At 63.8% G+C, this 10,028-nt stretch carries 13 protein-coding genes; 7 read left to right on the top strand and 6 right to left on the bottom strand.

The genetic code is table 11. The annotated features are described in order from the left end of the window. The first annotated feature begins 108 nt into the window (after window positions 1-108). A complete protein-coding gene (locus NKI25_RS09860) occupies window positions 109-531 on the top strand; it encodes a metallopeptidase family protein (RefSeq protein ID WP_352594348.1) in 423 nt (140 codons plus the stop codon). A gap of 7 nt (window positions 532-538) precedes the next feature. After that, window positions 539-964 carry a hypothetical protein gene (locus NKI25_RS09855; protein WP_352594349.1) on the top strand — a complete coding sequence of 142 codons (426 nt, stop codon included), beginning with the start codon at window positions 539-541 and terminating at the stop codon, window positions 962-964. A gap of 10 nt (window positions 965-974) precedes the next feature. Here NKI25_RS09855 and NKI25_RS09850 read toward each other — a convergent pair whose 3' ends face one another. Together NKI25_RS09850 and NKI25_RS09845 are read right to left on the bottom strand one after the other, a co-directional pair. Further along, entirely contained in the window at window positions 975-1,181 is a 207-nt protein-coding gene (locus NKI25_RS09850) for a DUF1737 domain-containing protein (protein ID WP_352458330.1), read from the bottom strand. Window positions 1,182-1,209: 28 nt separating this feature from the next. Beyond that, a complete protein-coding gene (locus tag NKI25_RS09845; protein WP_352697023.1) occupies window positions 1,210-2,091 on the bottom strand; it encodes an HpcH/HpaI aldolase/citrate lyase family protein in 882 nt (293 codons plus the stop codon). Window positions 2,092-2,369: 278 nt separating this feature from the next. Here NKI25_RS09845 and NKI25_RS09840 point away from each other — a divergent pair, with 278 nt between their 5' ends. The 4 genes from NKI25_RS09840 to NKI25_RS09825 are packed head-to-tail and all read left to right on the top strand — an operon-like array spanning window position 2,370 to window position 7,382. Next, window positions 2,370-3,914 (top strand): DUF4153 domain-containing protein, encoded by a 1,545-nt coding sequence (locus NKI25_RS09840; RefSeq protein WP_352594350.1) that lies wholly within the window; start codon window positions 2,370-2,372, stop codon window positions 3,912-3,914. Window positions 3,915-3,918: 4 nt separating this feature from the next. After that, a complete protein-coding gene (locus tag NKI25_RS09835) occupies window positions 3,919-4,611 on the top strand; it encodes a response regulator transcription factor (protein WP_352594351.1) in 693 nt (230 codons plus the stop codon). Continuing rightward, window positions 4,599-6,185, top strand: a complete 1,587-nt coding sequence (locus tag NKI25_RS09830) for an ATP-binding protein (protein ID WP_352594352.1) — start codon at window positions 4,599-4,601, stop codon at window positions 6,183-6,185. The genes NKI25_RS09835 and NKI25_RS09830 overlap by 13 nt, the downstream gene beginning before the upstream one ends. Window positions 6,186-6,215: 30 nt before the next feature. After that, window positions 6,216-7,382 carry an NAD(P)/FAD-dependent oxidoreductase gene (locus NKI25_RS09825; protein ID WP_352450228.1) on the top strand — a complete coding sequence of 389 codons (1,167 nt, stop codon included), beginning with the start codon at window positions 6,216-6,218 and terminating at the stop codon, window positions 7,380-7,382. Window positions 7,383-7,411: 29 nt separating this feature from the next. Here NKI25_RS09825 and NKI25_RS09820 read toward each other — a convergent pair whose 3' ends face one another. The 4 genes from NKI25_RS09820 to NKI25_RS09805 form a co-directional block, all read right to left on the bottom strand. Further along, a complete protein-coding gene (locus tag NKI25_RS09820; RefSeq protein ID WP_352593749.1) occupies window positions 7,412-7,756 on the bottom strand; it encodes an SRPBCC family protein in 345 nt (114 codons plus the stop codon). A gap of 180 nt (window positions 7,757-7,936) precedes the next feature. Next, entirely contained in the window at window positions 7,937-8,383 is a 447-nt protein-coding gene (locus NKI25_RS09815) for an SRPBCC family protein (RefSeq protein WP_352470856.1), read from the bottom strand. Continuing rightward, on the bottom strand, window positions 8,383-8,694 hold the full coding sequence (locus NKI25_RS09810; RefSeq protein ID WP_352593797.1) for an ArsR/SmtB family transcription factor: 312 nt from the start codon (window positions 8,692-8,694) through the stop codon (window positions 8,383-8,385). The genes NKI25_RS09815 and NKI25_RS09810 overlap by 1 nt, the downstream gene beginning before the upstream one ends. A 92-nt stretch (window positions 8,695-8,786) precedes the next feature. Then, window positions 8,787-9,212, bottom strand: a complete 426-nt coding sequence (locus tag NKI25_RS09805; protein WP_352593750.1) for a GNAT family N-acetyltransferase — start codon at window positions 9,210-9,212, stop codon at window positions 8,787-8,789. A 167-nt stretch (window positions 9,213-9,379) separates the two neighbouring features. Here NKI25_RS09805 and leuD point away from each other — a divergent pair, with 167 nt between their 5' ends. Continuing rightward, entirely contained in the window at window positions 9,380-9,985 is a 606-nt protein-coding gene (leuD, locus tag NKI25_RS09800; RefSeq protein ID WP_352593751.1) for a 3-isopropylmalate dehydratase small subunit, read from the top strand. Window positions 9,986-10,028 lie beyond the last annotated feature (43 nt).

Here is a 10,028-nt window from a genome sequence, read left to right as displayed (position 1 = left end):
AGTCATGGGGAATTTATTCCTGTAGTGGGGGCGTGACACGGTCACCCCAGCCCGACCATTTGCCGAGTCCGGCCCGAAAGCCTATATGCCGGGATCAAAGGACAAAGCATGGCTCGCATCTACCAAACACGCATCTGGCACGACCAGCTTTCGCCAACGATGGAGGAAATCGAGCTCCTGGCGCTGGAGGCCTATGCCCATCTGCCGGAGGACTTTCGCAAGTTGACCGGCGAGATCGTCATTCAGATCGCCGAATTCCCGACCGACGAGATCATGGACGACCTTTCGCTGGAAACGCCCTTCGACCTGCTCGGCCTGTTCGAGGGGCGCGGCATCGCCGAGCGCTGGAACCCGCAGACCGGCGAGGGGCCGAACCGCATCACGCTCTATCGCCGCGCCATCCTCGACTACTGGGCCGAGAACGAGGAAACGCTGGGCGACATCGTCACCCATGTGCTGATCCACGAGATCGGCCACCATTTCGGCCTGTCGGACGACGATATGGAGCGGATCGAGGAAGCGGCTGAATAGCACTCAGATGACAGAAGCAGAATTTGCCGATCTGATCGATTGCAATTGGCCGTATCACGACATTTCACTGAGCCGGGAACTGATCGAATCCGCAGTGAGGATTTCGCCGAATGCCGCGTTCTTAGCACTTAGCGAGCTTTGCCATCTGCCCGCAAGTGCTGCCGTCGAGCCCGCCATTCTCCTAGCTCTGGTCGACTTTTGGCTATCCGAAGTCGACCACCCGGTGGCATCTCTGACTGCAGAATGCGCGATCTCCTTGATCGAACGCAAGCGACTGCGGGTTCCCGAGATACTTACGAAGATGGGTTACGTCTCCGGTTATCCCGGCCTCCTTGCAGCGCTATCGATACTCTATTTCAGCTGCGATGACGTCGACGGGCTCGCAGACGCGCGGCTCAACGAAATCAGAGCCGTCTGGGAAAGGCTGCCGTAGCCGGTAGCACCTACCAATCGCTGAGCTTGGTGTCGGGGCCGTATTCCTGGCCCTCGATGTCCTTCACCACGGCCTGGCCGCAGCGCATGGTCTTGGCCTCCTTGTCATAGGCATAGGTCGGCGAGCCGAACAGGTGCCAGCCCTTGTTCAGCGCCGCCGTCACCTTGTGGCAGAAGCTGGCATCGTCCGGGCCGGACAGAAAGCGGTAGAGTTTCATTCTTCAATCCTGTCGTCAGTTACGTTAGTCATGCGCGAACAGCGGCGGCCTTCGCCAGCAGTTTTTCGGCCTGCGCCAGATGCAGCCGCTCGACCATCTTGCCGTTCAGCGCAACTACCGCCCTACCGGTATTTTCGGCGAACGCGAAGGCATCCTTGACCGCGCGCGCCTCGGCTATTGCTTCGGGCGACGGTGCAAAGGCGCGGTTCGCGGCTTCGATCTGAGCTGGATGGATCAGCGACTTGCCGTCAAAACCCATGGCGGCCGCTTCCGTGCACTCGCGCGCAAACCCGTCCATATCGCGAAAATCATTGAAGACGCCATCGAGCAGGTCGAGGCCGCCGGCGCGCGCGGCGAGCACCATCTGCATCAGCCATGGAACGAGATAGCGCCGGTCGGGCATGGCGAGAATTCCGGTGTCCTTGACCAGGTCATTCGTTCCGGCAGCGAAACACACCAGTCGAGAGGCCGGATCGCGGCCGAGCTCGGCAATCGGCCCAATGTTGAGCAGCGCCTTGGGCGTCTCGATCATCGCCCATAGCTTGACTTCGTCGGCGATAAAATTGTCGTCGAGCACGTCGCCGGCCTCGAGAATGTCGCGCGGCGTGTCGACCTTGGGCAGCAGGATGGCGTCGGGCGAGCATTTTGCCGCGGCCAGCAGGTCGGCGCCGCCCCACTCGCTCGACAGCGCGTTGATGCGCACGACCATCTCGCAGCGCCGGTTGGAATGGCCGGCGAAAATCGCCGCCAGTTTTTCGCGCGCGGAAAGTTTATCGGCCGGGGCGACGGCGTCCTCGAGATCGATGACGACGGTATCGCAGGCCAGCGATTGGATCTTGGCCAGCGCCTTGTCGTTCGAAGCCGGGACGTAAAGCACCGAGCGGCGCGGGCGGTAGCTTTCGGTGGTCATCTTCGATCTATGCCGCCTGCAGCTAGCCGAGGCAAGCCGTGCATAAAAACTGCACGCAATTTCGGAAAATCTCCTCGTCTCCGCCCCGCTTGCCACCCGACCGGATGCGACAAGGGCGGCATGCAAGAGCAAAAGAACTCCCGTTGGTCCCTGCCGTACCGGCTTCGCCGCGAAAGCTGGTGGCTCGTCGATCCGCCCCAGACTTTGGCAACCCTCCTCCCTTTCGCCCGGAAATCCCTGCCCACCAGCCGCATCAAAGCCGCCGAGAAAGCCCGATCATGACAGTATTCCTCTCGGCGGCGCCGAGCTATTGCAGCCGCTTCGGCGTTGCCGTCCTGCTCGTCGCGTTGGCCGATTTCTTCTTCTATGGCCAACCGGCGGGCATCACGCTTTTCCTGTTCGGCGTTGCGATTGCAGCGGCGAGCATGGCTCTCCATCCTCTCGACGTCTTCAACGATGGCAGGTTCTGGTTCAAGCCGGTTGCGCTGTTTATGGCGCTGCTGCCGCTTGTGGAAAATGTCAGCGCACTGTCCGTCTCGATCGCGCTGGCGGCGACGGCCATCCTCGCGCTTTCACTGGCCGGACGGTTGCGGCGCGGCCTTGCCCGTATTGCCGGCCAACTCTCGCTGTTCCTGCTTGCAACGCCATTTCGGCTCGTCCTTGATTTCTTCCGCTGGCGCACGGCGGCGCGGCGGCTTGGCCGGCGGCGCGTGCGCCTTGCGGCGATCGCCGTCTGGGTCATGCCGCTGGGCCTCGGCGCAGTGTTCCTCGCGCTGTTCGGCGCCGCCAATCCGGTCATCGAATATTGGTTCTCGCTGATCGACCTGATGGCACTGCTCGACGTCGTCCAGCTGCCACGTCTCGGCTTCTGGCTGTTCGTGCTTGCCTGCGTCTGGGCCTTTCTGCGGCCGCGGCTGCCGCGCTTTCTCCGCCGCCGCAGGGTGTCGCCAGCCAGCGCACCGGCGACGCCGGCCACCAGGACCACCATCGAGGACATCGTCTTCGGCAAGGCCGCTATCCTCCGCGCGCTCGTCGTCTTCAACATCCTGTTCGCGGTGCAGAGCGCACTCGACGCCACCTATCTGTGGGGCGGCATCGCGCTTCCCGACGGGCTGACCTATGCCGCCTACGCGCATCGCGGCGCCTATCCGCTGATCGTCACGGCGCTGCTGGCCGCCGGCTTCGTGCTGGCGGCGCTGCGGCCGGGAAGTGCGACCTCCGGCGATCCGCTCATCCGCCGGCTGGTTTATGCCTGGGTGGCGCAGAACATCCTCCTGGTGATCTCGTCGATCCTGCGGCTCGATCTCTATATCGGTATCTATGCGCTGACCTATTGGCGTGTCGCTGCGTTCGTCTGGATGGGGCTGGTGGCGGCGGGCCTTGTCCTGATCATAGCCCGCATCGCGCGCGAAAAGTCCAACGAATGGCTGCTTGCCGCCAATCTTCTGACGCTATCGGCGACGCTCTATGCCTGCTCGTTCATCAACTTTGCCGCGCTGATTGCCAACTACAATGTCGACCATTGCTTCGAAATGACCGGCCAAGGCACCCAGCTCGACGTCTGGTACCTGCGCTCGCTCGGGCCCGGCGCCTTGCCGGCGCTCGATCGCTTCGTCCAGCACCAGAGCAGGACGGTTTCCGCGGAGGATGCCTCCATCCGCGAACTCGCCGGCTGGTATGCACAGGACGAAGCACGCTTCCGCGCCGGCCAGGAAAGCTGGCGGGGCTGGAGCTTTCGTGACTGGCGGCTCAACCGCGCCCTCGACAGGCGTGGCCCGTTCGTGGTTCCTCCGATGTCCGAACCCTTCATGCCGGGCCGCTGATTTGATGCCGCACCACATACTGGTCGCCGACGACGACCCGCACATTCGCGAAATCATCTGCTTCGCGCTGGAAAAGGCCGGCATGAAAACGCTGGCGGTGCCGGACGGCGCGGCTGCCTTGCAGGCGATAGAGCGCCATGCGCCCGATCTCGTCGTGCTCGACATCGGCATGCCGGAAATGGACGGGCTGGAAGTGTGCCGGCGGCTGCGCCACACATCCGACCTGCCGGTGCTGTTCCTGTCCGCGCGCGATGAAGAGATCGACCGCGTCCTCGGGCTGGAGATGGGCGGCGATGATTATGTCACCAAGCCGTTCAGCCCGCGCGAGCTGGTCGCCCGCGTCAACGTCATTCTGCGCCGCGCCCGGCCCACGCCGGAACCAGCCGACGACCGGCAATTCTCGCATGGCAGACTGTTGCTGGTTCCGGCAAGCCATACAGCCAGCTTCGACGGCAAGCCGCTGGCGCTGACGTCGATCGAATTCGCGATCCTGAAAGGCTTTTTGGCGCGGCCGGCGCATGTGCTTGGCCGCGACATGGTGATGGCCAACGCCTATGCGGCCAATATCCATGTCGCAGACCGCACCGTCGACAGCCATATCCGCAATATCCGCGCCAAGCTGGCGGCCGTCGGCTGCGTCGATGCGATCGAGACCGTGCACGGCGTCGGTTTTCGGCTGGGCGGATGCGGCGCGTGAGCGCCCAAGAACTGATTGGCAGCAAATGGCGGCCTCGCCTCGCCACGGTCGTCATCGCCATCCTGATCATGGTGATGGCGCTGCCGCTGGCCGGCCTGTTTTTCTTCCGGCTCTACGAGAACCAGCTGATCAGGCAGACCGAGGCCGAGCTGATCGCCCAAGGCGCCGCCCTTGGCGCGATCTATGCGCAAGAGGTCCGTGAGGCCGGCCTTGCCCCGGAAAAGCTAGGCGCACCCGTGCCTTCACCCAACACCAGCGATCGGGCTTCTCCCTACCAGGCGATCGAACCGGGCCTCGATCTTGCGTCCGACGGGATCCTGCCGACCCGGCCCGCGGCCACCGCGGCCAGCGCCGATCCCGCCTTCGCGGCAATCGGCGCACGCCTGTCGGGCATTCTTGCCGAGACGCAGAAGACCACGCTCGCCGGCTTCCGGCTGCTCGATCCCAGAGGCGTGGTCATCGCCGGCCGTGAGGAGGCCGGCCTGTCGCTCGCCGCTGTCGAAGAGGTTCGCGCAGCGCTTGCCGGCCGCTACGCCAGCGCGCTCAGGCTGCGGGTTCCCGACCAGCCGTCGCCGCCGCTCTATTCGGTCAGCCGCGGCACCAAGGTTCGCGTCTTCGTGGCCATGCCGGTTGCGGTCTCCGGCAAGGTCGCCGGCGTCGTCTATCTGTCGCGGACGCCGAACAACATCGTCAAGCATCTCTATGGCGAGCGCGGCAAGGTGGCGCTGGCGGCAATCACCATCCTCGGCGGCGCGCTGCTGATCGGGCTGGTCTTCCTGCGCGCCGTCAGCCGTCCGATCTATGCGCTGATGGAACGCACGAAACGCATCGCCGCCGGCGACCGCGCGGCGATCAGGCCGCTCGATCACCACGGCACGCGCGAAATGGGTGAACTCTCTGCTGCTTTCCTCGACATGGCCGAAAAGCTGCACGCACGCTCCGACGGCATCCAGACCTTTGCCACCCACGTCTCGCACGAGCTCAAATCGCCGCTGACGGCGATCCAGGGGGCCGCCGAACTGCTGCGCGATTCGGGCAGCGCGATGGACGAGGCCGAGCGGCGGCGGTTTTCGGACAATATCGTCACCGATGCCGGCCGGCTCAACCTTCTGGTGCGCCGCCTGCTCGACCTGGCGCGCGCCGAAAATCTCGAGCCGAGCGGCGAAAACACGTCGCTCGGTGCGTCACTGGCGCTGCTGCCGGCCGACGACAGGCTGGCGGTGCGCGTCGAGGCGGGCACTGAGATCGGGCTGCGCATATCGGCCGAAAACGCTGCGATCGTGCTGGCCAATCTCATCGACAATTCGGCGCGGCACGGCGCGACGCTGGTATCGGTCACAGCCGCAAAAGCGGACGGCAAGGCCACCATCGTGGTCGCTGACGACGGCGCCGGCATTTCGCCCAGCAACCGAGGCCGCATCTTCGAGCCGTTCTTCACCACGCGCCGCGATTCCGGCGGCACCGGCATGGGCCTCGGCATCGTGCTGGCCCTCCTGAAAGCGCATGATGGCACGATCCGGCTGGTTGACTCGGCGAGCGGCACGCGCTTCGAGATCATCCTGCCGGCGGCGTGACTCGGCGGTTCAGATCGGAAGGGCCAAAAGGTGCATTACGATATCGTCATCATCGGCGGAGCCATCGTCGGCTCCTCGGTCGCCTATTATCTGCGCGAGGAAGGGTTTTCGGGCTCGATCGCGCTTGTCGAGCGCGACCCGCAATTTTCCCGCGCCGCGACCACGCTGTCCTGCGCCTCCATCCGCCAGCAGTTCTCGATCCCGGAAAACATCCGGCTGTCGCAATTCACGCTGAAACTGTTCCGGCGGCTCAGGGAAGAGTTTGGCGCGGACGCCGATATCGGCTTTCGCGAAGGCGGCTACCTCATCCTTGCCGGCGAGAACGGGCTGCCGATCCTGCGGGCCAACCACGAGGCGCAGATGGCCGAGGGCGCCGACATCGTGCTCGAGGATGCCGAGGCGCTCGTCCGCCGCTTTCCGTGGCTGTCGGTCGAGGGCATTTCCGCCGGCGCCTATGGCCGCAGCGGCGAAGGCTGGTTCGACGCGCATGCTATGCTGATGCTGTTCCGCAAGGCACTGCGAAGCAAGAACATCGATTTCATCACTGCGTCGGTGACCGGTATCGAGCGGCAGGGGAAGCGCGTCGCCGGTGTGACCCTCGACAATGGCGAGCGGCTCGAGGCCGGCACCGTCGTTAACGCCGCCGGGCCGAATGCCGGCAAGGTGGCAGCAATGGCCGGGCTGGCGCTGCCGGTGGAGCCGCGCAAGCGCAATGTCTTCGTCTTCGAGGCGCGCGAAAAATATGACGACATGCCGCTGCTGGTCGACCCGAGCGGCATCTATGTCCGGCCGGAGGGCTCGGTCTACATCACCGGCGGCGCCGAGCCGGAAGAGGGCGAAGGACCGGCCGACCCCGCCGACTTCGACCCCGACTGGCCGCTGTTCGAAGAGGTGATCTGGCCGGTGCTGGCGACCCGCATTCCGGCCTTCGAGGCGATCAAGCCGACGCGCGCCTGGGTCGGCCATTACGACTACAACACGCTCGACCAGAACGCGGTGATCGGCCCGCATCCCGAGGTCGGCAATTTCCTCTTCGCCAACGGTTTTTCCGGCCACGGCTTGCAGCAGGCTCCGGCGGTCGGCAAGGCGCTGGCCGAACTGATCGTGCATGGCGGCTATCGCACGGTGGATTGCTCGGCGTTCGGGTACAGCCGGATCGCCGACGGGCGGCCGTTCCGGGAATTGAATGTAATTTAACGCTTGCGCGAAGGGATGCTACCGTTGGGTTAGGCCGCCACCAAGCCGCCTGCACCAAGATACGCCTGAAGCCAGCCCAGCACCCTACCCCAGCCTTCCGCGTGCTCTGTTGCAGCGTCAGCGAGGCCGGCAAAGCCGCCATGGCAGATGGTGACGCGCGTGCCGCCGGCGATCGGCTCCAGCAGCCAGGCGACTTTGGTTTCGCGGCGGCCAAGCGTCGGATGATCCCAGTCGTATCTGCGCGTCTGCACGATCCGGCGCGGCTCTTCGATCTCCAGGAATTCGCCACTGGCGGGCAGGTGTCTGCCGGCCGCCGTCTCGACGGTGATGCTCCAGCGGCCGCCGACGCGGAGGTCGGCCGCCCATCCGGTCATCCGGTAGGTCTTGGCGGACCCACCAGCGCTCGACCTCGCGTGTAACGAGCGCGTCAAAGATCCGCTCGGGCGGCGCGCAAACATCGGCGCTCGCCATGACGGTCTCGCCATTGGTCATGCTGTGCACCGCGGAACCGTGCATCACCTGTCCTCCAGAAACGTTTCGCTATCGAAACGACCTCAAGCCTTCGACGCCGGGCGCGACAGGCCTTTGCCGGTTTCGAGCAAGCTCTTCAGGCTGGACAGGATGAGCGGCCAGCCGTTCGCCACATGGCCAAGCAGCTTGTGCGGTCCATCGGCTTCGTGTGTGATGGCGAGCTTCATCATCTCGCCCTCCTGCTCGATGGCGAAGGTGCAGCGTGTGTAGCCGTCCGCCTTGACCTCGGGCATGAACTCGTTGCGCCATTTGAGCACGATGCGCTTGGGTGGATCGATCTCGAGGACCTCGCCGCTGTCGGTGACGCGGCCGTCGGTGTAAACCATCTTCCACGCCGAACCTTGTTTCCAGTCGCTTAGCATCTGGGCGCCGAGGAAATATTGCCGCTGGAACTCCGGCTCGGTCAGTGCTTGCCAGAGTTTTTCGGGCGAGGTGCGGATGTAGGTGACATAAACGAAAATGTTGCTCATCAGTCTTCCCTTTCGAGGCGTTTCTTCAAATCGCTGAGGGCGCCCAGTCGCCCCCGCTCGAATTTGCCGATCCAGCGTTCGGCGATCTCGTTGATGGGAACGGAATTCAGATAATGTTGCTTCTCGCGTCCCTTGCGGATGGTGGTGACGAGGTTTGCTTCTTCCAGGATCGCCAGATGCTTGGTCACCGCCTGGCGCGTCATGTCCATCTCACCGCACAGCGCGTTCAGCGTCTGCCCGTTCCTGGCATGAAGGCTGTCCAGCAATTGCCGGCGTGTCGGGTCGGCCAAGGCGCGAAAGACGGCATCCATGCTCATGACTCTAATATGCAACCATTTGGTTGCATGTCAAGAGGCAGAACCCTAGCCAAGAATGCGCGGGTTGAGGTCGCTGGGAGTGGATTTCAGCGCTTGCGGCCGAACCAGAATGCGTTGGGCATGCGCTCCATGCCGATACGCTCATAGAAGCCGACGGCGTCGGGCATGGAGATCAGGCTGATGGCAACGGAAGGTCCGAGTTGCCGGCGTGCCTCATCCATCAGGCCCTTGCCGATACCCAGCCCTTGCGCCGATGCAGAAACAGCGAGCTCGGAGATATAGCAGACCCAGGAAAAGTCGGTGATGCCGCGAGCGACACCAACCAGCGGCTTGCCCGGTGCATCGATGCGCGCGGTGAGCACCAGGTCGGCACTCGTGAGCATCGCCTTCAAACGGGCATGATCATCGACGGGCCGTGTCTCGCCGAGGCCGGATTCCACCAGAACGCGGCGGAACTCGGCGATGCCGAGGCCCGGTTCGCTGGCGTAAAGGATCGTGGATCGCGTTGTCATGTCGACAAAAGTGCACCATGGGCTGGTGGTTTTGAAGCTGTTTTGTACCGATTTTGTGTTTCGATCGACGACGGAAGTCCAAAATCAGCCGTCTTTTATTTGCCCGCGGCATTGTGTAAACCGAGCGCCAGCAATTCCCCGCAACGAGAAGAAGACGGGCAAGAACCATGGAAAAATTCACCAAGCTCACCGGTGTCGCCGCGCCGATGCCGATCGTCAATGTCGACACCGACATGATCATCCCCAAGGATTATCTCAAGACGATCAAGCGCACGGGGCTCGGCACCGGCCTGTTCGCCGAAATGCGTTACAAGGACGACGGCTCGGAAAACCCGGACTTCGTGCTCAACAAGCCGGCCTACCGCAAGGCGCAGATCCTGGTCGCCGGCGACAATTTCGGCTGCGGCTCGAGCCGGGAACATGCGCCGTGGGCGCTGCTCGATTTCGGCATCCGCTGCGTCATCTCGACCTCGTTCGCCGACATTTTCTACAATAACTGCTTCAAGAACGGCATCTTGCCGATCACCGTCAGCCCGGAAAACCTGGAGAAGCTGATAGACGATGCCTCGCGCGGTTCCAACGCGACGCTGTCGGTTGATCTCGAAGCCAAGGAAATCCGCGGGCCGGACGGCGGCGTGGTCAAGTTCGACCTCGACGAATTCAAGCGCCACTGCCTCTTGAACGGCCTCGACGATATCGGCCTGACCATGGAGAAGGCCGGCGCCATCGCTTCGTTCGAGAAGAAGAACGCTGCTGAGCGCCCCTGGGCCTGAGCGGTACGATGACCTGGCCGCGACAGGCCGGGTTCGTGGCGGC

Origin of the sequence: Mesorhizobium sp. M0808 (assembly GCF_040320025.1) — a bacterium.
Taxonomy (GTDB): Bacteria; Pseudomonadota; Alphaproteobacteria; order Rhizobiales; family Rhizobiaceae; genus Mesorhizobium.
Note: the sequence above shows the minus strand (reverse complement) of the source record. Positions and strands in the feature narration are given on the sequence as shown.

What these genes read in the sequence shown, in the direction of transcription:
- NKI25_RS09860 (WP_352594348.1), top strand. Translation starts at nt 109, where the DNA reads ATGGCTCGCATCTACCAAACACGCATCTGGCACGACCAGCTTTCGCCA.
- NKI25_RS09855 (WP_352594349.1), top strand. Translation starts at nt 539, where the DNA reads ATGACAGAAGCAGAATTTGCCGATCTGATCGATTGCAATTGGCCGTAT.
- NKI25_RS09850 (WP_352458330.1), bottom strand. Translation starts at nt 1,181, where the DNA reads ATGAAACTCTACCGCTTTCTGTCCGGCCCGGACGATGCCAGCTTCTGC.
- NKI25_RS09845 (WP_352697023.1), bottom strand. Translation starts at nt 2,091, where the DNA reads ATGACCACCGAAAGCTACCGCCCGCGCCGCTCGGTGCTTTACGTCCCG.
- NKI25_RS09840 (WP_352594350.1), top strand. Translation starts at nt 2,370, where the DNA reads ATGACAGTATTCCTCTCGGCGGCGCCGAGCTATTGCAGCCGCTTCGGC.
- NKI25_RS09835 (WP_352594351.1), top strand. Translation starts at nt 3,919, where the DNA reads ATGCCGCACCACATACTGGTCGCCGACGACGACCCGCACATTCGCGAA.
- NKI25_RS09830 (WP_352594352.1), top strand. Translation starts at nt 4,599, where the DNA reads ATGCGGCGCGTGAGCGCCCAAGAACTGATTGGCAGCAAATGGCGGCCT.
- NKI25_RS09820 (WP_352593749.1), bottom strand. Translation starts at nt 7,756, where the DNA reads ATGACCGGATGGGCGGCCGACCTCCGCGTCGGCGGCCGCTGGAGCATC.
- NKI25_RS09815 (WP_352470856.1), bottom strand. Translation starts at nt 8,383, where the DNA reads ATGAGCAACATTTTCGTTTATGTCACCTACATCCGCACCTCGCCCGAA.
- NKI25_RS09810 (WP_352593797.1), bottom strand. Translation starts at nt 8,694, where the DNA reads ATGGATGCCGTCTTTCGCGCCTTGGCCGACCCGACACGCCGGCAATTG.
- NKI25_RS09805 (WP_352593750.1), bottom strand. Translation starts at nt 9,212, where the DNA reads ATGACAACGCGATCCACGATCCTTTACGCCAGCGAACCGGGCCTCGGC.
- leuD (WP_352593751.1), top strand. Translation starts at nt 9,380, where the DNA reads ATGGAAAAATTCACCAAGCTCACCGGTGTCGCCGCGCCGATGCCGATC.